The following is a 22,137-nucleotide window of genomic DNA, read 5'->3' as shown; positions in this document are numbered from 1 at the left end:
TTGCCATGTCAATTGCGGTATCGGCAATCGTCAAGCCATCCCGGATTCTCGGCGCACTGATGCTGGCCATGGCAGCCCTCGCATCGACGGTAGGCATTCTTGTCGGTCTCGGTGTAGTCGGCGAACTGGCAGGTCCGCTGCGCGCGATCCTCGCGGTATGTATTCCTATCCTCTCATTTTTTGGGTTTTATCATGGCATGCGGAGCCGAAAACCCATACAACTTGATATCTCCGGCATAGGGCAAATTCGAATTGCCGAGTGGTCCGATGAGACCTCTTGTAGAGAGTCGAAGAGGACGCATGTAGGACTTAATGGTGATGAAGTCCGGCTTCTCCCGGAGTCGACATTCTGGCCGCTGATGCTTCTATTGCGGCTCGAGGATGTGAACGGGCGGGTTGTGACGGTGCCGGTTTTACCCGATAGCGTCTCGCGCGACGGCTTCCGGGCTCTGTCGGTGGCCTGCAGATGGATTGCCGCAAATGAAGTGCGATCCAAAGCAAATCATTGATGTGTAAATAGCGCTAAATTTACTGTGCAATACATTGAACCAACTACATTTCTTCCAGTCAACTACACAGGCGCGTGAATGTTGCAATGAAACAAGGGAACGGGGATTGACGACAGAACGCGATATTGATCAACTGCTTGTCGAACGCGTACAACGCGGCGACAAGAAGGCATTCGAGCTTCTGGTAAGCAAATACCAGCGCAAACTCATGCGCTTGGTATCGCGACTGGTCCGCGATCAGGCGGAAGCCGAGGATGTCGTTCAGGAAGCTTTTATCAAGGCATACCGGGCGTTGCCTCAATTCAGAGGAGACTCCGCGTTTTACACATGGTTGTATCGGATCGGGATCAACACCGCTAAGAACTATCTTGTAACGCAGGGACGGCGTGCTCCAACTTCAACCGAGGCCGATGCTGAAGAGGCGGAAACTTTTGATGACGGAGAGCATCTTAGGGACATCAACACGCCCGAATCCATGTTGGCAACAAAACAGATCGCGGAAACCGTGAATGTTGCAATGGATGCTCTTCCCGATGAGCTTCGAATCGCAATTACATTGCGTGAAATAGAAGGGTTGAGCTACGATGAAATTGCGGAGGCGATGGGGTGTCCCATAGGCACTGTTCGTAGCCGGATATTTCGTGCTCGCGAAGCCATTGCCGAAAAATTAAGACCGCTGCTGGGAACTGCGATCGACAAGCGCTGGTAGTAGCAGGGAAAGATAAAAAGTTTTATACATACAACAGGTGTGGCGCAGCCTGAACGGGGTAAGAATGAATAGCAAAATGAATACGCAGGAACAGATCTCGGCGATGGCCGACGGGGAGATTTCTGTTGAGCAGCTCGATGAAGCGTTAGCCGCACTGCGTAGCAAGGATGGCCATGAGGACTGGAAGCTGTATCACCAGATCGGTGATCTTCTGCGTTCCGAGGACATGAATGTTCAGCTGAGCAAGGATTTCTCCGCGCGCATGTCGGCGCGGCTGGAAGCCGAGCCGACAATCATCGCTCCTGCTGCCAAGAGCGATGCACCTGCACCTTCCTCCTTGACTTGTGCAGTCAAGGAAACCCGCTCTCCCAAAGCCTCAGTAAAGCGCTGGGCTGTTCCGGGAATGGCGGCTGCAGCGGCAATGGCGGCAGTGGCCTTTGTCACTACGCCTCAGCTGATGGTCGCGTTCAAGGATGCGCCTGCAGATAAGTCGCCCGGCATATCGGTAGCCAGCAATTCGGTAACCAGTCAAGCCAACGGCGGTGCCGCTCAGGAGACTGTGATCGCGGCTTCGGCCTCGGGTGAAATCGTCGTCCGGGACCCCCGCATCGATGATTACCTCCTTGCCCATCAGCGCTATTCCCCCTCTGTCTATAGCACTGCGCAGTTCGCGCGTTCAGCTACTTTTGCAACCGAATCCAACAAATAATTTGTATGCGGCAAACACACGCGTTATTTAAGTTTGTCGTTGCTATATCGATTCTCTTTACGTTTCCGGCTTCGGCTGAAAACGCTGATTCGTTATCCGATAGGACGGATGCTCAATCCTGGTTGAGGAAGATCCAGTCGGCAGCGCAAAAACTCAATTACTCCGGTACCTTCGTCTATCAGCAGGCTAACCAGATGCGAACTTCCCGCATCAGCCATCTGCTCGACGGACGTAATGAAGTTGAAAAGCTCGAAATACTTGACGGCAAGCCTCGTGAATACATACGCAATAACGAGGAAGTCATTTGCTACGTTCCGGAAGCAAAGACACTGTTCGTGGAAAAGCGAGTGACGCATGACATATTTCCTGCCATTCTCGCCAACAATGCTGTCGAGCTGACCGAACATTACAACGTTCGCAAAGAGGAAAGCGGACGCATTGCCGGCCACGATTGCCAGGCGATTACGCTGCAACCCAAAGACGACTTGCGCTACGGCTACAAGCTGTGGGCCGAGAAGGGTAGCGGTTTGCTGCTGCGGGCGCAAACCCTCAATGAAAAGAACGAGGTCGTCGAGCAGATATCCTTTACCCAGATATCCATCGGCAATATTGATCGGAACCGAGTCAAGCCGAGTTACACCAATACTAATGGATGGAAAATCGAAAATTCCGCCATGAGCCAGGCGAACCTGTCCGGCTGGACGGTGAAGGCATTGCCCAAGGGATTCCGCAAGGTCCGCGAGGTCAAGCGGCTGGTGTCCGATGCCAATGCAGGGGCGGGACAGGCAACCCAGCGCGAGGTTTCCCAGATCGTATTTTCGGATGGGCTTGCAGCGATATCCGTATTCATCGAGCCGGAATCGCAGAGCCGAACCGAAGGGTCCATACAGCAGGGAGCGACGAATATCGTCGGAAAGCGTCAGGGAGACTTTTGGCTTACTATTGTAGGAGAGGTCCCCTCTGCTGCGATCAGGCAGGTGGCCAATTCCATTGAATTCAAACCCAGATAGCCAGAAAAACAGGATTCCATGAAAACAGTCTTCGTTGCCCGTACAGCACTGCTGAGCATGATCTTGAGCGTTGCCGGCGCGGCGATTCCCGCATTGACGGGCTTGACTCCAGTACAGGCGCAGGCAGCCCCGTCTGCTGCGTTGCCGGACTTCGCCGATCTCGCTGAAAAATCCGGTCCCGCTGTCGTCAATATCAGAACGACCGAGCGTGTCAAGCCGGGGCAGGGAGGGTCGGGCGCTCCTGGGGCCGAAGACGAGGAAATGCAGGAATTCTTCAGGAAATTCTTCGGTGTGCCCATGCCGCGTCAGCCGCAGCCGGAACGTTCGCCCCGCAACGGACGCAAGCAGTCACCCCAGCAGGAAGAGGAGGTCCCAAGAGGCGTAGGTTCTGGCTTCATCATTTCCGGCGACGGATTTGTGCTGACGAATGCGCACGTCGTTGACGGTGCGGATGACGTCTACGTAACCTTGACCGACAAGCGCGAATTCAAGGCCAAGATCATCGGCGTGGACAAGCGCACCGATGTCGCGGTCGTAAAAATCGAGGGCAACAACTTGCCGCGCCTGCCGATCGGCGATCCCAGCAAGCTGCGGGTCGGCGAGTGGGTGATTGCGATCGGCTCGCCTTTCGGCCTCGACAATACCGTCACGTCCGGCATCATTTCGGCCAAGGCCCGCGATACGGGAGATTATCTGCCCCTGATCCAGACCGACGTCGCAGTCAACCCCGGCAATTCCGGCGGACCGCTGATCAACATGCGCGGCGAAGTGGTCGGCATCAACTCGCAGATCTACAGCCGATCCGGCGGATACATGGGAATCTCGTTCGCGGTCCCTATCGACGAAGCAATGCGGGTGGCCGAGCAGCTGCGCGTCAGCGGTCGCGTCACGCGTGGTCGTATCGGCGTCCAGATCGGTGAAGTCACCAAGGATGTGGCGGAGTCGCTTGGGCTGCAACGTGCGCAGGGCGCGCTGATCCAGCGGGTCGAGCCTGGAGGTCCGGCGGAAAAGGGTGGCCTGGAGGCCGGCGACATCATCTTGAAATTCAACGGCACGTCGATTGAAAAGTCGTCCGACCTGCCGCGTATCGTCGGTGCGACCAAACCCGGTACCAAGTCCACGCTCACGATCTGGCGCAAGGGCGCGAACAAGGATGTGAGCCTGACCGTGGCCGAGCTTGAGCCAGAGAAGGTTGCGAAGAAAGAAGAGCGCAAGATCAAGCCGGAACAGGCACCAAACGCACTGGGTCTTGTCGTGAACGACTTGTCGGAAGCCCAGAAAAAAGAACTGAAACTGGACGGCGGTGCTCTGGTGGAAACGGTTGACGGTCCTGCCGCTCGTGCCGGACTGCGCGCTGGCGACATCATCCTTCGATTAAACAACAGTGACGTGAAGGACGCGAAGCAGTTCAACAGTCTGGTGACCAAGCTGGAACCGAAGAAGACCGCAGTCGTACTGGTGCGTCGCGGCGAGGCGTCGCAGTTCGTGCCGATCAAGCCGAACGGCCAGTAACAGGAACAGGAACGACTCTGGGGGAACCGGCACATGACAGCGTCCATGTGCCGGTTCCCCCTACGTTCGAGTAAAGCCGGCTTGTGCGGCATTCAGTACCATTCTTTCAGGGGAGGCGGTATACTGCAAACCGCCTTGCAGTCACTGCAGCGGCAATAGCCGAAGTCGACAACGATGGCTATTGTCCCCAGCCACCGCTTGATAAGTCGATGTCGTGGTCCACTTCACCTTATATTCCCGATCCTATTGCCACTTGTGCGATGACATGCTTGAGGCGCTGCAGGCCCTCAGCAGCGAATATCCGTTTACCGTAGAAACGGTCGATGTCGATTCCGACGAGACGCTGGTGGCGCAGTTCGATGAACGTGTTCCCGTACTCTTCGCACGTAGAGGCGATGCAAGTGCCGTCGAGTTGTGCAATTATTTTCTCAATGAGGCAAGGACGCGGGAGTTTCTTTCCGGTGCGCGATGACATGCACATCGGGCGCTAGTACTTCTTATCGGGCGATTTTGTGGGCTTTCCCTCTCGAAATCCGGTAGAATGCCGGGCATCGAATATTCTTCTGTCATAAGGCGCTCAACTGGGGGCTTACCCCGCTCGGAGCGCCTTTTTTGTAGTTGTATCTTAGTTAATGGACAACATCCGCAATTTTTCCATCATCGCGCACATTGACCATGGGAAATCCACCTTGGCCGACCGCATCATCCAGATCTGCGGCGGCCTGTCGGACCGGGAAATGGAAGCTCAAGTGCTGGATTCGATGGACCTCGAGCGCGAGCGCGGCATCACCATCAAGGCACAAACCGCGGCACTGTCTTATAAGGCGCGCGACGGCAAGACCTATAACCTCAATTTGATCGATACGCCGGGACACGTCGACTTCAGCTACGAGGTTAGCCGCTCCCTGTCGGCCTGTGAAGGTGCGCTGCTGGTGGTTGATGCCTCTCAGGGCGTTGAGGCGCAGACCGTCGCCAACTGCTACACGGCCCTCGATCTGAATGTGGAAGTCGTGCCGGTATTGAACAAGATCGATCTGCCGTCTGCCGACCCCGACAATGCGATCGGCGAGATCGAAGATGTGATCGGGATCGATGCGAGCGATGCGGTGCGTTGTTCTGCGAAGACCGGCTTGGGCGTCGAAGACGTACTGGAATCACTGATCGCCAAGGTGCCGCCGCCCAAGGGCGATCCGGACGCGCCGCTGCAGGCGCTGATCATCGATTCCTGGTTCGACAACTACGTCGGCGTCGTCATGCTCGTCCGCATCGTCAACGGCACCTTGCGTCCCAAGGAAAAGATTTCGCTGATGGCGACTGGCGCCCAGTACCTGACGGAGAACATCGGCGTCTTTACGCCGAAATCGCAGTCCAGGGAAACCCTGTCCGCCGGGCAGGTCGGCTTCATCATTGCGGGTATCAAGGAACTCAAGGCCGCGCGGGTCGGCGATACGATCACGCTGGCTGGCAAACCGGCAGCTGCCGCCTTGCCTGGATTCAAGGAAGTGCAGCCGCAGGTCTTTGCGGGCCTGTTCCCGGTCGAGGCCAACCAATATGACGCACTGCGCGATTCGCTTGAAAAGCTCAAGCTGAACGACGCGGCATTGCAGTATGAGCCAGAAGTATCCCAGGCACTGGGATTCGGTTTCCGCTGCGGCTTCCTCGGCCTGCTGCACATGGAGATCGTGCAGGAGCGGCTCGAGCGCGAATTCGACATGGACCTGATCACCACGGCGCCAACGGTGATTTACGAAGTCGTGCAGCGCGATGGCACAGTCATCATGGTGGACAATCCCTCCAAGATGCCAGACCCATCCAAGATCGAAGAGGTTCGCGAGCCCATAGTCACGGTCAACCTGTACATGCCGCAGGAATACGTCGGCTCCGTCATCACCCTGTGCACCCAGAAGCGGGGCGTCCAGATCAACATGGCTTATCACGGCAAGCAGGTGATGCTGACCTATGAAATGCCGATGGCCGAAATTGTTCTGGATTTCTTCGACAAGCTCAAATCCACGTCGCGCGGCTATGCGTCGATGGATTACGAGTTCAAGGAAAATCGCGCCGCCGATGTCGTGAAGGTCGATATGCTGATCAACAGCGAAAAGGTCGACGCGCTGGCGATCATCGTGCACCGTGCCAGCAGCCAGTATCGCGGCCGCGCAGTGGCGGCGAAGATGCGCGAGCTGATTCCCCGCCAGATGTTCGATGTCGCAATCCAGGCAGCGATCGGTGCGAACATCATCGCGCGCGAGAACGTCAAGGCGATGCGCAAGAACGTGCTGGCAAAGTGTTACGGAGGCGATATCTCGCGCAAGCGCAAGCTGCTTGAAAAACAGAAGGCGGGCAAAAAGCGAATGAAGCAGGTCGGTTCGGTAGAGGTGCCGCAGGAGGCATTCTTGGCGATTTTACAAGTGGAAGATAAATGAATCTGCAATCGATCCTCGGAAACTTTGCACTTATTCTTTTCATTCTGACTATCGCTACCGGGATCATCTGGTTCCTGGATGTTTTTCACTTTTCCCGGCTCCGGCGGGCGAAGGCGAATCAGGCGCTCGCCGAATTCGACGCCCGCCATGCGAAGCTCCGGGCCGACGGCATCAAGGTCGACGACAGCGGCCGTAGCCGGCTCGAAGCCGAGATGCTCAAGCAGCCGACATGGATTGAATACTCCGGCAGTTTCTTTCCGGTCATTGCCCTGGTGTTCTTCCTCAGGTCTTTCCTGTACGAGCCGTTCAAGATTCCGTCCAGCTCCATGGTGCCGACGCTCGTCATCGGCGACCTCATTCTGGTCAACAAGTTTACCTACGGTATCCGCTTGCCGATCATTAACAAAAAGATCATACAGATCAACGATCCGCAGCGCGGCGATGTCATGGTCTTCAAGTTTCCGAAAGACCCATCGCTTGATTACATCAAGCGTGTCGTCGGTGTACCTGGTGATAAAATCACCTATAAAAACAAGCGCTTGATCATCAATGGCAAGGAGCTGTCGTATCAGCCGCTGCCGGATTACCTTGACGAAGAGCATTTGAACTATTCCAAACAGTATCTGGAGAATCTGTCCGGCGTCACGCACAAGATTCTCAATGACGAGCGGGCGCCGTCGTATGTGCAGAATCCGGATCCTTTCCCGATGCACGAAGCATGCAGCTACAACGTCGAAGGATTCACCTGCACAGTCCCTGCTGGACATTACTTCATGATGGGGGATAATCGGGATAATAGTCTCGATAGCCGGTATTGGGGCTTCGTGCCGGATCAGTACATCGTGGGCAAGGCCTTCTTTGTCTGGATGAACTTCGGGAATATCAAGCGTATCGGCGGGTTTCAATAAATAAAGACATCAAGGGAGTGGTGAATGAATATGAGGTCGGCCGCCAGGGAGTCGGGCTTGTCTCTTACGGGGTTCCTGTTTGTTATTGCAGTTGTTGCGGTACTTGCTGTGTTGGGGCTCAAAGTCGTTCCGACCGTTGTCGAATATAGTGCGATCAAGAAGGCGATCGTCAACGCGAAGAATACGGGAACGACTGCACGCGAGATTCAGGATGCTTTTGAAAAGCAGCGCAGCGCGGGTTACATAGAGTCCGTGACCGGGAAGGACCTCGAGATCATCAAGACCGCCGAAGGCTTTGACGTCAGCGTGGCCTATGAAAGGCGTATTCCGCTGGTCGGTCCGGCAAGTCTGGTGATTGACTATGTGGCAACAACCGGCCGGAATGCAGGCGGCGGTTAATCTGAACAGTAGAAGGATTTGGGCGACGGAGCGAGATGGATTTCAAGTTATTGCAAGACCGGCTGGGGCATGCGTTCAAGGATGCTGCATTACTGCAGCAAGCATTGACGCATCGCAGCCACAGCAGTGTGCATAACGAAAGGCTGGAATTCCTTGGCGATTCCGTCCTGAATTGCGTAGTCGCGTCCCTTCTGTTCGAGCGCTATCTGAAGATCGACGAAGGCGACCTTTCCCGTCTTCGTGCAAATCTGGTGAAGCAGCAATCGCTGTATGAAATTGCGCAGAGGCTGGAATTGTCGCAATTCCTGCGGCTCGGCGAGGGGGAATTGAAATCCGGCGGCTTCAGGCGTCCGTCCATTCTTGCTGACACGCTGGAAGCCTTGTTCGGCGCAATTTTCCTCGATGGCGGCTTCAACTCCGCACGCGACGTGATCCGCGCGCTTTACATTCCCATTCTTGATACCGTCGACCCCAAAACCTTGGGCAAGGACGCGAAGACCCTGCTGCAGGAATATTTGCAGGGCAAGAAAATTGCATTGCCACAATACAATGTCGTAGCGACCCATGGTGCAGCGCATAACCAGGAATTCGAAGTGGAGTGCCTGGTGCCCAAGCTCGATATTCAGGTATTCGGTACCGGCGGCAGCCGCAGGGCGGGCGAGCAGGCAGCCGCGAAACTGGCGCTCGAGGCTGTCCAGAATGCGCTGCTCAAGAGCACCGGAACCGCACGCAAGGCACGGCCCCGGGCATCGCAGCTGAAGCTTGCCGGCATTGCCACCATTCAGACGGATGTCTCGAACACGCCGAATACACCAAATGCCCCGGGCGATGGCGCAAGCCGCAAGTCCGGCAAGACCTCGGTCAAGGCGGAGCCCAAGACTGACACCAGGGCGGAAGCGATTGAAAGCGCACCCGACCTATCCCAGACCCGCCTGGACCTGAATCCGGCGTCGGACACGGACGATTCCGCTGTCGAAAAACCGATGTCCCAGGACGACAAAGGCGTGTCTTCACCGCCTTCCCAAACAAAGACTGCATGACCTCCTCAGACGAATCTTCCGGCTTCCGCTGCGGCTATATCGCCATCGTCGGCCGCCCCAATGTAGGCAAATCCACACTGATGAACGCGCTGATCGGCGCGAAAGTCAGCATTACCTCACGCAAGGCGCAAACCACGCGGCACAGGATCACAGGTATCCAGACGCATGAAACGGCGCAGTTCGTTTATGTCGATACGCCGGGCTTCCAGACCAAGCATTCCAATGCCTTGAACAGGACCCTGAACAGAACGGTCACCACGACGCTGACAGCTGCGGATGTGATCCTCTTCGTTGTCGAGGCCGGCGTCTTCGAGCAGGCAGACAGGCAGGTGCTTGAACTGCTTCCCAAAAACGTGCCTTGCATTCTGGTCATCAACAAGTCGGACCACATCAAGGACAAGGCCGTATTGATGCCCTTTGCCCAGAAAGTCGCTGCCGAGCATGAATTTGCACAAGTCGTGCCGGTCTCGGCAAAGCAGCGTTTCCAGCTGAATCTGCTTGAGCAGGAGATCGAGAAGTATCTGCCGGTCAATCCCCCCATGTTTGACGCCGATGACATTACCGACCGCAGCGAGAAATTCCTGGCTGCCGAAATCGTCCGGGAAAAGGTGTTCCGTTTCGTCGGCGAAGAACTGCCCTATACCAGTACTGTCCTGATCGAGAAGTTCGAACAGGAAGGCAATCTGCGCAGAATTTTTGCGGCGATCCTGGTCGAACGGGAAGGGCACAAGGCGATGGTTATCGGCCAGAAAGGGGCGAAGCTGAAGGAAATTTCAACCCAGTCCAGGCTCGATATGGAAAAACTGTTCGGCGGCCCCATCTATCTTGAAATATGGGTTAAGGTAAAGTCCGGTTGGGCAGACAACGAAGCCGGCCTGCGTGCATACGGATATGAATAAATAGCCGGGTGACGCCGTCGCGCGACTGCCCGCCACAAGAACGCAGATACGCTCGTGCCTCTCACACAAAACGAACCGTCTCAAATCGCAGAGCCCGCAGGTTTGTCCCAATCAGATCCTGTGCAGCAAAGCCGGCCCGCCGGCACTGCGCCGCGCCGCACGAGTGCTGGCACGGCCGGCCGCAATCGAACTCCCGAGAAGGAGATCCGCATTGCCGGCCAGCCGGCCTTCGTGCTGCATAGTTATCCCTACAAGGAAACCAGCCTCATCGTCGATGTGTTCACGCGCGATTACGGCCGTGTCGCATTGGTGGCCAAGGGCGCCAAGCGGCCGCATTCCAAACTGCGCGGCGTGCTGCAGACCTTCCAGCCGCTGTCGGTAGGCTGGACCGGCAAGGCGGAGATCAAGACCCTCACCGATGCGGAATGGATAGGCGGCCTGTTGCCCCTGGAAAAGTCGGCGCTGCTTTGCGGTTTCTATCTCAATGAACTGCTGATGAAGCTGGTGGCACGCGACGATCCGCATCCTTCCCTGTTTGATCACTATGTCTCGACCCTGAACCAGCTCGCCCACGACGAGCCGCCTCCTATCGTACTGCGGAAATTCGAGCGCAGCCTGCTCAAGGAAACCGGCGTCGCCAGCGAGTTCCGCTTGAGCTCCGAAACCGGAGAGGCCATTGTCGCCACCGACACCTACGTGGTCGATCCGGAGCAGGGACCGCGCACACCGCGCGCCGATGACATGGCGCCCCGGGTTTCCGGCAAGACGCTGCTGGATATGGAACGTGAAGATTATTCGGACAGCAATACGCAGTTGCAGAGCAAGTTCCTGATGCGCTTCCTGCTGGCGCACCACCTTGGCGGAGCTCCGCTCAATACGCGGCAAATTCTGTTAGATTTGATGCAATTATAGTGACGCCGATTGCCATGAGCCTTCTGAACCCCCATACCCCCGTCATCGACCTTGGAGTCAATATCGACCATGTCGCAACGTTGCGAAACGCGCGCGGCACGGTCTATCCCGATCCGATTCAAGCCGCTCTCCTGGCCGAAGAAGCGGGAGCCGACTGCATCACCCTGCATCTGAGGGAAGACCGTCGCCATATCCGCGATGCGGATGTGGAAGCCCTTCATCCCCAACTGCGCACAAGGATGAACCTGGAGTCGGCCGTCACCAATGAAATGATCGACTTCGCCTGCCGCATCAAGCCTCACGATGTCTGCCTCGTGCCGGAGCGCCGCAATGAAGTCACCACTGAGGGCGGGCTTGATGTCGTCAAGTACTTCACCGAAGTGCAGGCGGCAGTGCGCCAGCTGCAGCGGAGCGGCATTCGCGTGAGCCTGTTCATCGATCCCGATCCGACCCAGATCCGCGCCGCTGCGGAGGCGGGCGCTCCGGTCATCGAAATCCATACCGGCCGCTATGCCGAAGCTGCCACCGAGGAAGAAGTGCAGAGAGAACTGGAAAGGGTGCAGCTGGCAGTACTCGACGGCATGAAGCAGGGTCTCAAGGTCAATGCCGGCCATGGACTGCATTACACCAACGTGCAGGCGATCGCAGCCATTCCCGAAATCCAGGAACTCAACATCGGACACGCCATCGTCGCGCAGGCCGTCTTCATCGGTTGGAAGAACGCGGTCAAGGAAATGAAGGCCATCATGACTGCGGCCCGCCTCGGCCTGCACAAGAAATGATCTACGGCATCGGGACGGACATCATCCAGATCTCGCGCATCGAAGCGGCGCTTGCCCGCAACGGCGAGCGCTTTGCCGAAAAAATCCTGGGACCGCAGGAACTGGAAAAGTACTTCGCCCGCAAGGCAAAGGTCGAAGCCCGCGGCATCCGTTTCCTGGCGACGCGCTTTGCCGCCAAGGAGGCATTTTCCAAGGCGATCGGCCTCGGCATGCGCATGCCCATGACTTGGCGCGCGATGCAGACATTGAACGCGCCCGGCGGCAAACCTGTCGCAGTTACCAGCGGGGCGTTGAAGGATTTCATGGAGCAAAACGGACTGACCGCACAGGTATCGATTACCGATGAGGCGGACTATGCGGTCGCTTTCGTCATCGTGGAGAAAAAATGAGTGAATCGGCAGCAAACGCGGCGCTCGGGCCGGTCATGCTTGATGTGGTCGGCAAGGACTTGACCGAGGAAGATGTTCGCCGCATCCGGCATCCGCTGACAGGCGGTGTGATTTTGTTTGCCCGCAATTACGAGAACCGTGCGCAGTTGACTGCTTTGACGCAAGCCATCCATGCGGCACGGCCGGGCGTTCTCATCGCCGTGGACCATGAAGGCGGCCGCGTCCAGCGGTTCAGAACCGACGGATTCACCCGCCTGCCTGCCATGCGCAGGCTGGGCGAACTCTGGGACAGCGATGTGCTGGCCTCCATGCGTGCCGCCACCGACGTGGGTTTCGTGCTGGCTTCCGAACTGCGCGCATGCGGCGTCGACCTGTCGTTCACTCCGGTACTGGATCTGGACTATGGCGAGTCAGGCGTGATCGGCGACCGCTCCTTTCACCGTGATCCGCGCGTGGTCAGCGCATTGGCCCGCAGCCTGAATTACGGCCTCCTGCTGGCCGGCATGGCCAACTGCGGCAAGCACTTTCCCGGCCATGGTTTCGTGAAGGCCGATTCCCATGTGGACATGCCGGTGGACGAACGCGACCTCAAGGCCATCCTGGGCGAGGATGCCGCTCCCTACGACTGGATGGGACTCAGTCTTGCCGCCGTCATGCCTGCGCATGTGGTCTATCCCAAGGTCGACAAGCGCCCGGCGGGATTTTCGAAGAAATGGCTGGGCATCCTGCGGAAGGACATGGGCTTCCAGGGCGTCATTTTCAGTGACGATCTCAGCATGGAAGGCGCGCGGGTGGCCGGCAGCGTGACCGCCGGCGCCAGAGCCGCGTTGGCGGCCGGCTGCGACATGGTATTGATCTGCAATTCGCCGGACAAGGCAGATGAGTTGCTCTCCGAGCTTGATCCGAAACAGGATGCGGCATCGAAGGAATCGGCCATGCGCATCGCTTCCCTCGTCCCGCAGACGCCCGAGCTGTCATGGGATGCCCTGCAGGAAGATCCGCGCTACCGTGCGGCGAAGAAGACGGCCCTTTCACTGGGCGACGCATAAAGAAGAGTTCTGATGTCTGAAACTGAAGTATCCGCTGCGCCTGATCCGCGAGCCGTCGTGTTGGAAACGGTGGCCAAGCTGCCGCATCTGCCCGGCGTTTATCGCTATTTCGATGCGGAAGACAAGCTGCTCTACGTGGGCAAGGCGCGCGACCTGAAAAAACGGGTCTCCAGTTATTTTCAAAAGACGCTCGCCAGCCCGCGTACGGCAATGATGGTGGAGCGCATCGCGCGTCTCGAAACGACGGTGACGAGAAGCGAGGCGGAAGCGCTGCTGCTCGAAAACAATCTGATCAAGACCCTGCAGCCTCGCTTCAACATCCTCTTCCGCGACGACAAGTCCTATCCCTACCTGAAAATCACGGCGCAGGACACGCCGCGCATGGCTTATTATCGCGGCTCGGTCGACAAGAAAAACCAGTACTTCGGCCCGTTTCCGAGCGCTTGGGCGGTCAAGGAATCTATGCAGATCCTGCAAAAGGTATTCCGCATCCGCACCTGCGAAGACACCGTGTTCGCCAATCGTACGCGCCCGTGCCTTCTGCACCAGATCCAGCGCTGCAGCGCGCCTTGCGTTGGCGCGATCGCCAAGGAAGACTATGCGCTCGATGTCGAGAATGCGGCAAAGTTTCTGCGCGGCAGGCAGACTGAAGTGCTCGAAACCCTCGAGAAGAAGATGCACGGCTTTGCCGAGGAACTGAAGTTCGAGCAGGCCGCCGCTGTGCGCAACCAGATCAGCGCCTTGTCCCGCGTGCTGCACCAGCAGACCATGGAAACCGTGGGCGATGCGGACATCGACGTCATTGCCATCGTGGTACAGGGCGGGCGGGCCTGCGTGAACCTGGCGATGGTGAGAGGAGGACGCCACCTCGGCGACCGCGCCTACTTCCCAACGCATGTCGACGATGCGCTTGCCGCCGCGGAAGGGCCGCCCGAAGTCGAAGTGCTCAAGGCCTTCCTCGCCCAGCACTACATCGATACCTTCATTCCCTCGGTCATCATCCTGAGCGTGGAACTCGACGAGCCCGAACTGATGATGGCGCTGATGGACCAGTGCGGCCACAGGATCACGCTGGTGTTCCAGCCCCAGGGGCAGCGCAGGCAATGGCTGGAAATGGCGCAGAAGGGCGCCGAGATTGCGCTGGCGCGCCTGTTGTCCGAGCAGGGTTCGCAGCAGGCCCGTACGCGTGCACTGGTCGATGTACTGGTCATGGATGTCGCCGACCTCGAAAGCCTGCGCATCGAATGCTTCGACATCAGTCATACCCAGGGCGAGGCGACGCAGGCTTCCTGCGTCGTGTTTCACCATCATGCGATGCAGAACGGCGAATACCGTCGCTACAACATCAACGACATCACGCCGGGCGACGACTATGCGGCCATGCGCCAGGTGCTGTCTCGCCGGTACGAGAAAGTGGCCAATGGCGACGGCGTGATGCCGGACATCGTGCTCGTTGACGGCGGCAAGGGCCAGGTCGAAATGGCGCGCCAGGTCTTCAGCGAGCTTGGACTCGACATTAGCCTGATCGTCGGCGTGGCGAAAGGTGAGGGGCGCAAGGTCGGCCTCGAAACGCTCATCTTCGCCGACGGACGGCCTCCTGCGGAACTCGGCAAGGAATCGGCAGCGCTGATGCTCATTGCACAGATCCGCGACGAGGCGCACCGCTTCGCCATCACCGGCATGCGCGCCAAACGCGCCAAGGCGCGGCAGACGTCGCGTCTCGAGGAGATCGAAGGCGTCGGCGCAAAACGGCGCCAGCGACTGCTGGCTCGGTTCGGCGGATTGCGCGGCGTGGCCAACGCCAGCGTCGAGGAAATTGCGTCCGTGGAAGGCATCTCGCGTCAACTGGCGGAAGAAATCTACAAGCAGCTTCACTAAGCTTTGATCCAGCCTGTATCGCGGCAATTGCAGTGAACGCAATTTCCACGAGATAATCGGGTTAATTCAATGGCACCGACTATGCCCATCAATATCCCGATCCTTCTTACCTGGCTGCGCGTAGCGCTTATTCCTCTCGTGGTGGGCGTCTTCTATTTGCCAGACGCATGGCTCACTCCCTATGCAAAGGGAGTGGCGTCGACCGCCATCTTCATCATTGCCGCAGTGACCGACTGGTTCGACGGCTTCCTCGCACGGCGCTGGAACGAAACATCCGCATTCGGCGCCTTCCTCGATCCCGTCGCCGACAAGCTCATGGTGGCCGGCGCATTGCTCGTGCTGGTCGAATTTGACCGTGTGAATGCGGTGGTCGCCTTCATCATCATCGGCCGCGAGATCGCCATTTCCGCGTTGAGGGAATGGATGGCGCAGCTGGGCGCGTCGAAATCCGTCGCGGTCAGCTCGCTCGGAAAAATTAAGACCACCGCGCAGATGATTGCCATTCCAATGCTGCTGTTCAGCGACACGCTGTTCGGCGTCATCGATACGCGGCTGTGGGGCGCATGGCTGCTCGTCATTGCAGCGGTGCTGACCGTGTGGTCGATGTTCTATTATCTGCGCAAGGCGTGGCCGCTGATCAAGGAAAAAGCAGGGCCGGTGTTCTGATCTTGCCTTGATGTGCGAGACTTGAATGCACGCTCGCATCGCATCCAATGCTTCGCGTATTGAATGCGTTGAAGGAAGTCGTTGCAGTGAGACGCAGGGAACGAGGGTTGACAAGAATCTTTTATTCTCTATAATGCGTGTCTGTTGTGAATGCGGGAGTAGCTCAGTTGGTAGAGCGCAACCTTGCCAAGGTTGAGGTCGAGAGTTCGAGACTCTTCTCCCGCTCCAGAATCCGAAAGGAAGCTTCTAGCTTCCTTTTTTATTTCATCAGAAAGTGCCACGCTTGTCTGATGATTATGTGCAGTTCATGCGGGAATAGCTCAGTTGGTAGAGCGCAACCTTGCCAAGGTTGAGGTCGAGAGTTCGAGACTCTTTTCCCGCTCCAGTTTCTCTGGGTTCGATCGGAAGTTGTCAGTCGAATCCTGCTGCGAAAGCAAACGGATTTTACAGTCCGATGCCAACGCGGATTGCAGTTTGTGGTTACAATACCTCCCCATGGCGGGGTAGCAAAGTGGTTATGCAGCGGCCTGCAAAGCCGTTTACGCCGGTTCGATCCCGACCCCCGCCTCCAGTTTTCCAGAAAAGCGCCGCGTGCGCTTTTTTCGTATCTGCATCAGCCGCCTGCCTTGCCCGAGTGGTGAAATTGGTAGACACAGCGGACTTAAAATCCGCCGCTTACCCGAGAGGGGGCGTACCGGTTCGATTCCGGTCTCGGGCACCATCAAGCTTTCTAGGCGAAGTGTTTGCTAACCGCAGGGTTGCCGGCACGCCAATTTCAATATCAGGTAAGAGTTGTGGTGGTAGTTTCATTTTGTCATACTCCCGCAACGCAAAACGGCATTCAATCGATGCCGCGTCTGCCTGAGATCAGGCATCGCGACCATGATGCCACGGCTGGCGACTCAAGGGAGGCGCGCTACTTTTCCCGTCTGGCGCTGTGCGTGATGACAAACGATCACATACTGCGTGATCAACACTCTGGCGAAGGCCAGACCATTTCTCATTTGATCGTACACGCTCGAATGGTGCTCAATCTCACCATTGCCTGCACCTGTGTCGCCAATCGGTAAGCGTGGCAATCGAGCGTGAATCCTCATAGAAATCCGCACGGGCGCCGCTGTTGAACATGTCCCATGCAGGCGTTGATGTCATCTGCAGTGATCAAATTGCGTCCATCGTAGACCGCGCGGCCGACCGCTTCGCGCAAGCCTTTGCGGATGATGCGTGGCGGATGCGATGCTGCTGCGTACAGCGCATCGTCTGTCAATACCATGTTCGCCGTAGCGACAGGCCAGTCGGCACGCAGCCTTCGCCAGATTTCCGTGGCAATCGTCAGTGTCTGTTCCGGTGTCGGCGCCGGAATCTCGATGACTTTCAGCCTGCTCAGGATCGGTGCCGGCACCGTATCGATTGAGTTAGAAGCAGACACCCAGATTACACGTGAGGCCCTAATTCCTAGCCACGGCAGAGCCTGATCATGGTATGTCGCGGCGGAGTCGCTTTCGAGTAACTCGTAAAGCGAATTGAGGGGCGAGTACTCGCGAGCGCTGACCTTATCGATTTCTTCCAGCACAAAGACCGGGGCTGCGCTACTTCCGAAAATCAGCTCTTTCGCAAGTCTGCCTGGTTGCGAGTTCCCCCAGTATTCCGCAGTCCCTTGCAAATCAGCTCCCGCCTGCGCGGACTCAAGTCTGAAAGTCTGACTGCGTACGCCCATGAAGTCGACAACGTGCTGGATGACTAACGACTTGCCGATGCCGGGGGGACCGTTAAGAAGAACAGGTTCACAGTGAGGGCTATGACGGCCTTCGCGCTCGGCAAGGGCATACGTCGTGCGTAGAAACGAAATGTATTCCCCGAAATTTGGAAACAGCGCCTCCAGATCGTCGAGACGACGACGCCATCCTTGCGGGATGCAGGGCAAGGCGCGGTACGCACCGGACTGCCGCAGGTGCGTGATGATTTTGCCGATTGCAGTGCGGCGCTCACGATCCGTTACATACGTCTTATAAATGCGAGCTACCGCTTCAACCTCGTCGCGGCAGAATACTTCCAGATACTGCTGGCAGCGGTCCCTGGGGGGGCACTGGCCAGAACGAGGAAAGCGCTTCCTGGTCATCGTGGGGCCGCTCCGTTGTCGCTGTCAGGGGAGGAGGAGTTTCCGTAGCCCCGTGTGATTGTTCATTCGTACTGATGTCCTCAACGCTGTCCGGCGCATCGAAGTCGAACGGCAGACTGGAATGCGACGACTGCGAAAGACAGGGTGTCTTGGCGCTAGAAATGACAACCGGTAGTGCAGGATCAGGCAAGGAAACGGGGATCTGCATTGCGGGCCTCAATGAGTTCGTTGACGGTGTGAATTCAGGGTAGTCCGTTGATATAAGTCCGTCAATGTACTATTTTATAGTTAATGACGCATGCGAATGCGGCGCTTTCTTGCCCTTTCTTTTCTATAGGAGCCTGCAATGACGGTAGATATTCCAGAGCGGATCGTACTCGCCGTTGATTTTGATGGGGTCACGCATTCAGTGACCAAAGAGATAAAAGGCATGGACCGAGATACTGAAGAATTGCGCGTGCAGCTGGTAAGGGGAACAGTCACACCTGCGAGTCTCGGCTTGCTGTGCGAAGACAAGCAGCAGCTTCTGGCGGAGGTGCTGATGCGGCACCGGCACGTCGATGTCGTTCTCAGTAGCGCGTGGCGAAGCTGGGAAGGGTTCAATTTCATCGATCACGACGAACCCGAAGACATCTTGTTTGAACTCCGCCATGTGCACACGCTGGATTGGGTCAAGCGGCTTCTGCTGCCTGTCATCAGCAGTCGGCTGATCGGCGCCACGGGTTTCGACGGTAGCCGCATCGACCAAATTCGAGCATTCGTTGGACAATTGGATCCGGCAGTCTATCGCCATTGTTGGGTCGCGATCGATGACCAGGTCGCGCATTTTCCCACCGAGCTGATTGCCCCGTTCTACCGTGAAGACAGCGACGGCGGCCATTACGACGTCGGGGTCGCGCGTGATGAAGTCGTGGTGCTGATCGATGGTGTGCACGGGTTGACCGCAGCGTCGGCCCAGGCACTGGACGCCGCCATCGTCTTTGCGAGTTCGTGCCCGGACTTCGCAGGACAGCACCCGGAACGAATCGGCGAACTGATTCAGTGAACCGGATAGGCTAGCGGCGCCTGATCAATCGGAGCAGTTCCGCTTGCAGGTCTTTCGCTGGAACATCAGCGTTGCCGCCGAGTCGTCGGATTAAACGGCGCGCCTGATCTGCAGTGAGCCGGACGGCCGGCTGTCGCGCTTCCGCTCGGGGCGCGTCCCTCCATGCCGGCAGTCGAGGTGCCTGCGCCGGGGCCGGAATTATCTGGCTCAGGCGATCAAGCAGCTCACGCTCACCAGTGGCCACTGGGGCGACGAGCCCACGGAGAAAGGCCTGCTCATTGTCCTCGTCAGTTGCCATGGTTGTGTGACGCATCTGTTTGCTGTAGGAGCGGCGTACTGGCAGCTCGGCTGACGCGTCAGGCTGCACATTAGTCGCAACCACCTTGTTGCCGGCTGCCCATTGCTGTTTCAAGCGGCGCAACATGGCCTGGCTGTAGGGCCGACCGGTTCGCTCAAACTGCTGCCGCAGTTGTTCGCGCAGCGCGGTCGGCATCCCGTGCAGCGCTTCGACCACCGATGCCTGGCCGCCGCACATCGCAAGGTAACGGACAAACTCGCTGCGGCGACTGGCCAGAATACGGAAAAGCTGTTGCTTCCCGATGCCCAACAGGCGCACCAACGCTGCTTTCGTATAACCATGCTGCTCAATCAGCACGACCAGTGTTTCGTACAGGCGCTGTTCATCGACCGGCGTCGCGGTCAGCAGTTGTCGGGCGGCGTCGATGAGCGTCTGGGCGCGCCGGATCGTCATAGCAGTTGCAGTGCTTTCGGCGTCGCCACATGCTCAATGTAATGGTAGGTGGCCGTGTACAGGAAGGTTGCGCGGGTGACGCCTGCCTGGTCGCTCGCCTTTTTCAGGGCGTGGGCCAGCGCCGGCGCTAGCTGGAAATTACACTGGCGAAACGCCAAGTCGTCATCGTCAGCGCTGGCTGCACGTGGGGTCTTCCAGAGGAAGGAGGGTGAATACGGGGCCAACGCCAGGAAACACCGGACGATTTCCTCATGCAGATGCGCTAGGCTGTTGTATGAGAATTGTGGGCGCTTGAGCCGCACGATAACGTGCAGATATGCCAGCACGACACGCGGCAGCCGGGTCGGCACATGGACTGGCCGGTCCGCATCGAGTCCGTATTTGCGTGCAGGCATAGGCGGCGGTGTGAGGTCCGTTGGTGATAGACGACTCTACTATAGTACAAAAATGCTTCCTTAAAGAAATTTGAGCCGGCGTGCAAATCGTTCCAAACGACGTGAAGACAACACCGGCTGGCGCGATGATGGCGCCATTTGGTCTGACCAACCAACCCACCGATGCGCAGCACACCGGCACGAGAGTAAGTGTGTCGTCGCTCGGGCAACGCCTCCGCTTGCCGGTGCGGTATTGCACCGACATTCAGCCATGTGATGCCGAGTCGGTTCCTAGACTTCGTGTGAGTTTTTCTCAGCCAGTGAAGGTAGGATGGTCTTATCACCATCGAAACCAACGCACGAGGACACACCATGGACAACTATCAGTTTGCCCGCCTCGAGTGGGCGTCGAAAGTCGGTTCCACCAAGCGCCAAAAGGGAAGCAGGGGTAACAAGGGCAACGAACGTCGCTGGAGTGCCGGGGAGGTACTGCGCGAAGCCGCCCGCTGCAAGGGGCATTGTGCGCATGTTCGTCATCCGCAGCCGCCAACGACACTGTATGGCGTCGACCCGCTCGACGTTGAAGCGATTGCACAGGCATGGGCAGACTCGGTTACGCAGAAGAACGGCCGCCCACTGCGTCGCGACAGTCCGATCCTTGCCTGCGGCGTGATCAGCTTGCCGCGTCACCGGATCGACGACTGGCCACAGTTCCGCGAAGTGGCTGTTGAGGTACTGGTTGAACTGTTCGGTCCCAGGTTGCGCTCGGTGGTCGAACACCTTGACGAAGAAAATCCACACCTCCATCTTTATGCCGTCCCGGAGATCGGGGACGAGGATTTCGGCACGGTCCATCCCGGCTATGCGGCCAGCCGGGCAGCGCGTCACAGCGGGGAAATGGATAAGCGTACTGCATACACGGCGGCGATGCGTCGCTGGCAGGATGTGCTCCATGAAAAGCTAGGTTCCCGTTTCGGTCTTGCACGCCTCGGTCCGCAACGCACCCGCCTGTCACGCAGCGAATGGAAGCTACGGCAACTGGAGCAGGAATTGGCTGCCACGCAGGCCCGTGTCGATACGGCAAAGGAGGAACTGGATAACGCCGAACGGGAGGCTACTGCACGCGTGCGACGCATCAGTGAGCAGGTACAGCTGGCGGTCGAGTGGAAGCGCCGGCAGGCCGAGCAGCAAGCGGCGACAGTTCGCAAGGCCGCCGACGAGAATGCGGCAATCCAATACGCCGAGCTGACAAGGTTGCGTGCCACCTTAGACGAGGACCGCGCACGCATCGAAACGGTATTGATGCTGATGGAGCGCGATCCCATCCAGGAGGCGCAGTGGCTACAGCAACAGGACGCACTACAGCGTCAGCTCAAAAAGAGTCAGCAGGACTTGAAGCGGATGGAAAAAAGGCTCACGGCGGAAAGCGACGCCAAGCAGGACGCGTTGGCCACGGTGGAATTGGGGCAGGGCACACTGAACCTCGCAATGTCGTTGCTGAACAAGGCGGTCAGCCGATTGCAGGAATTTGAAGACACTCCGCTGCGATACCAGCTGGCGTCGCTGAAAGGCTTGCTCCTCAAAAAAGACGCCGGCGAGCCAAGCCGATGAATGCATCAGACCTCGTTCACTCGCCAGAAACGCCAGAGTCAGTTGACCATATCAGGGAGGGAGCAATGGAAGACCAACAGCATCGCGATCTGTATAACCCGTTCATTCAACATGCGCGCGCAATCCTGCAGGAAGGTGACGCAATGGTATTGCAGTGGCTGACGATGTCGCTGTCCGATCCCTATGTGTTCTTCAATTTTGCGCGGTTGCGGGAACTGGATCAGGCACAGTTCGACATCGCTATGCGGATGTTGGATTGGTTTCACGAGCATGGTCCGGCCGACGGCGGGTTTCGAGCATTGGTGGGCGCCATTGAACGCGACGGCGCGTTTGATCTCTTCGTCTTTATCGAGGCGTAATTGCATTTGCAGCATTGGGTACACCGTTCGGCGCTGCGCAACGAACATGAAGGGCGGTGCCTGTTATCAATGGAGTGGAAC

The 22,137-nt window shown here is 57.7% G+C and carries 24 protein-coding genes and 4 tRNA genes; 25 read left to right on the top strand and 3 right to left on the bottom strand.

What is annotated here, in order from left to right; translation table 11 throughout:
- Positions 1-5: 5 nt before the first annotated feature.
- The 22 genes from IGW03_RS05515 (at position 6) to IGW03_RS05410 (ending at position 16,867) form a co-directional block, all read left to right on the top strand.
- Entirely contained in the window at positions 6-509 is a 504-nt protein-coding gene (locus IGW03_RS05515; protein WP_194721506.1) for a protein YgfX, read from the top strand.
- 106 nt (positions 510-615) lie between these two features.
- Positions 616-1,218: an RNA polymerase sigma factor RpoE gene (gene rpoE / locus IGW03_RS05510; protein ID WP_057293164.1), complete on the top strand. Its 603-nt coding sequence runs from the start codon at positions 616-618 to the stop codon at positions 1,216-1,218.
- A 76-nt stretch (positions 1,219-1,294) separates the two neighbouring features.
- Positions 1,295-1,927 carry a sigma-E factor negative regulatory protein gene (locus tag IGW03_RS05505; RefSeq protein WP_228535055.1) on the top strand — a complete coding sequence of 211 codons (633 nt, stop codon included), beginning with the start codon at positions 1,295-1,297 and terminating at the stop codon, positions 1,925-1,927.
- A 5-nt stretch (positions 1,928-1,932) separates the two neighbouring features.
- On the top strand, positions 1,933-2,937 hold the full coding sequence (locus tag IGW03_RS05500) for a MucB/RseB C-terminal domain-containing protein (protein WP_194721504.1): 1,005 nt from the start codon (positions 1,933-1,935) through the stop codon (positions 2,935-2,937).
- An 18-nt stretch (positions 2,938-2,955) separates the two neighbouring features.
- Positions 2,956-4,449 carry a DegQ family serine endoprotease gene (locus IGW03_RS05495; RefSeq protein WP_194721503.1) on the top strand — a complete coding sequence of 498 codons (1,494 nt, stop codon included), beginning with the start codon at positions 2,956-2,958 and terminating at the stop codon, positions 4,447-4,449.
- 214 nt (positions 4,450-4,663) lie between these two features.
- Complete coding sequence (locus tag IGW03_RS05490) at positions 4,664-4,921, top strand: glutaredoxin family protein (RefSeq protein ID WP_194721502.1); 258 nt, start codon at positions 4,664-4,666, stop codon at positions 4,919-4,921.
- A gap of 160 nt (positions 4,922-5,081) precedes the next feature.
- Positions 5,082-6,875, top strand: a complete 1,794-nt coding sequence (lepA, locus tag IGW03_RS05485) for a translation elongation factor 4 (protein ID WP_194721501.1) — start codon at positions 5,082-5,084, stop codon at positions 6,873-6,875.
- A complete protein-coding gene (lepB, locus tag IGW03_RS05480; RefSeq protein ID WP_194721500.1) occupies positions 6,872-7,783 on the top strand; it encodes a signal peptidase I in 912 nt (303 codons plus the stop codon). Before lepA ends, lepB begins: the two co-directional genes overlap by 4 nt.
- Before the next feature lie 24 nt (positions 7,784-7,807).
- On the top strand, positions 7,808-8,182 hold the full coding sequence (locus tag IGW03_RS05475) for a DUF4845 domain-containing protein (protein WP_194721499.1): 375 nt from the start codon (positions 7,808-7,810) through the stop codon (positions 8,180-8,182).
- Between the two features lie 35 nt (positions 8,183-8,217).
- Entirely contained in the window at positions 8,218-9,222 is a 1,005-nt protein-coding gene (gene rnc / locus IGW03_RS05470; protein ID WP_228535053.1) for a ribonuclease III, read from the top strand.
- Positions 9,219-10,121, top strand: coding sequence for a GTPase Era (era, locus tag IGW03_RS05465; RefSeq protein WP_194721498.1), 903 nt, complete (start codon positions 9,219-9,221; stop codon positions 10,119-10,121). Before rnc ends, era begins: the two co-directional genes overlap by 4 nt.
- A gap of 102 nt (positions 10,122-10,223) precedes the next feature.
- Positions 10,224-11,033 carry a DNA repair protein RecO gene (gene recO, locus IGW03_RS05460; protein WP_228535051.1) on the top strand — a complete coding sequence of 270 codons (810 nt, stop codon included), beginning with the start codon at positions 10,224-10,226 and terminating at the stop codon, positions 11,031-11,033.
- A 14-nt stretch (positions 11,034-11,047) separates the two neighbouring features.
- Complete coding sequence (gene pdxJ, locus IGW03_RS05455; RefSeq protein ID WP_194721497.1) at positions 11,048-11,815, top strand: pyridoxine 5'-phosphate synthase; 768 nt, start codon at positions 11,048-11,050, stop codon at positions 11,813-11,815.
- Positions 11,812-12,204 carry a holo-ACP synthase gene (acpS, locus tag IGW03_RS05450; protein ID WP_194721496.1) on the top strand — a complete coding sequence of 131 codons (393 nt, stop codon included), beginning with the start codon at positions 11,812-11,814 and terminating at the stop codon, positions 12,202-12,204. Before pdxJ ends, acpS begins: the two co-directional genes overlap by 4 nt.
- A complete protein-coding gene (gene nagZ / locus IGW03_RS05445; RefSeq protein ID WP_228535049.1) occupies positions 12,201-13,253 on the top strand; it encodes a beta-N-acetylhexosaminidase in 1,053 nt (350 codons plus the stop codon). Before acpS ends, nagZ begins: the two co-directional genes overlap by 4 nt.
- 12 nt (positions 13,254-13,265) lie before the next feature.
- Positions 13,266-15,131, top strand: coding sequence for an excinuclease ABC subunit UvrC (gene uvrC / locus IGW03_RS05440; protein WP_194721495.1), 1,866 nt, complete (start codon positions 13,266-13,268; stop codon positions 15,129-15,131).
- Between the two features lie 81 nt (positions 15,132-15,212).
- Entirely contained in the window at positions 15,213-15,797 is a 585-nt protein-coding gene (pgsA, locus tag IGW03_RS05435) for a CDP-diacylglycerol--glycerol-3-phosphate 3-phosphatidyltransferase (protein WP_194721698.1), read from the top strand.
- 152 nt (positions 15,798-15,949) lie between these two features.
- A tRNA-Gly gene (locus IGW03_RS05430) sits at positions 15,950-16,025 on the top strand.
- An 81-nt stretch (positions 16,026-16,106) separates the two neighbouring features.
- A tRNA-Gly gene (locus IGW03_RS05425) sits at positions 16,107-16,182 on the top strand.
- A 112-nt stretch (positions 16,183-16,294) separates the two neighbouring features.
- A tRNA-Cys gene (locus tag IGW03_RS05420) sits at positions 16,295-16,368 on the top strand.
- A 57-nt stretch (positions 16,369-16,425) separates the two neighbouring features.
- Positions 16,426-16,518, top strand: a tRNA-Leu gene (locus IGW03_RS05415).
- 22 nt (positions 16,519-16,540) lie between these two features.
- Complete coding sequence (locus tag IGW03_RS05410; protein ID WP_194721494.1) at positions 16,541-16,867, top strand: hypothetical protein; 327 nt, start codon at positions 16,541-16,543, stop codon at positions 16,865-16,867.
- Between the two features lie 23 nt (positions 16,868-16,890).
- On the opposite strand, the gene IGW03_RS05405 is transcribed toward IGW03_RS05410, so the two are convergent.
- Positions 16,891-17,916 carry an AAA family ATPase gene (locus IGW03_RS05405; protein WP_194721493.1) on the bottom strand — a complete coding sequence of 342 codons (1,026 nt, stop codon included), beginning with the start codon at positions 17,914-17,916 and terminating at the stop codon, positions 16,891-16,893.
- 346 nt (positions 17,917-18,262) lie between these two features.
- Here IGW03_RS05405 and IGW03_RS05400 point away from each other — a divergent pair, with 346 nt between their 5' ends.
- Complete coding sequence (locus IGW03_RS05400; RefSeq protein WP_194721492.1) at positions 18,263-18,961, top strand: HAD domain-containing protein; 699 nt, start codon at positions 18,263-18,265, stop codon at positions 18,959-18,961.
- A 10-nt stretch (positions 18,962-18,971) separates the two neighbouring features.
- Here the strand turns inward: IGW03_RS05400 and IGW03_RS05395 are convergent, their stop codons facing one another.
- On the bottom strand, positions 18,972-19,712 hold the full coding sequence (locus IGW03_RS05395) for a hypothetical protein (RefSeq protein ID WP_194721491.1): 741 nt from the start codon (positions 19,710-19,712) through the stop codon (positions 18,972-18,974).
- Positions 19,709-20,107, bottom strand: coding sequence for a hypothetical protein (locus IGW03_RS05390; protein WP_194721490.1), 399 nt, complete (start codon positions 20,105-20,107; stop codon positions 19,709-19,711). The genes IGW03_RS05395 and IGW03_RS05390 overlap by 4 nt, the downstream gene beginning before the upstream one ends.
- A 351-nt stretch (positions 20,108-20,458) precedes the next feature.
- Here IGW03_RS05390 and IGW03_RS05385 point away from each other — a divergent pair, with 351 nt between their 5' ends.
- Positions 20,459-21,697 (top strand): plasmid recombination protein, encoded by a 1,239-nt coding sequence (locus IGW03_RS05385; protein WP_194721489.1) that lies wholly within the window; start codon positions 20,459-20,461, stop codon positions 21,695-21,697.
- 65 nt (positions 21,698-21,762) lie between these two features.
- Positions 21,763-22,056, top strand: a complete 294-nt coding sequence (locus tag IGW03_RS05380; RefSeq protein WP_194721488.1) for a hypothetical protein — start codon at positions 21,763-21,765, stop codon at positions 22,054-22,056.
- The last annotated feature ends 81 nt before the right edge of the window (positions 22,057-22,137 follow it).

This window comes from Noviherbaspirillum malthae, assembly GCF_015352985.1.
In the GTDB taxonomy this organism is placed as follows: Bacteria; Pseudomonadota; Gammaproteobacteria; order Burkholderiales; family Burkholderiaceae_D; genus Noviherbaspirillum; species Noviherbaspirillum malthae.
Note: the sequence above shows the minus strand (reverse complement) of the source record. Positions and strands in the feature narration are given on the sequence as shown.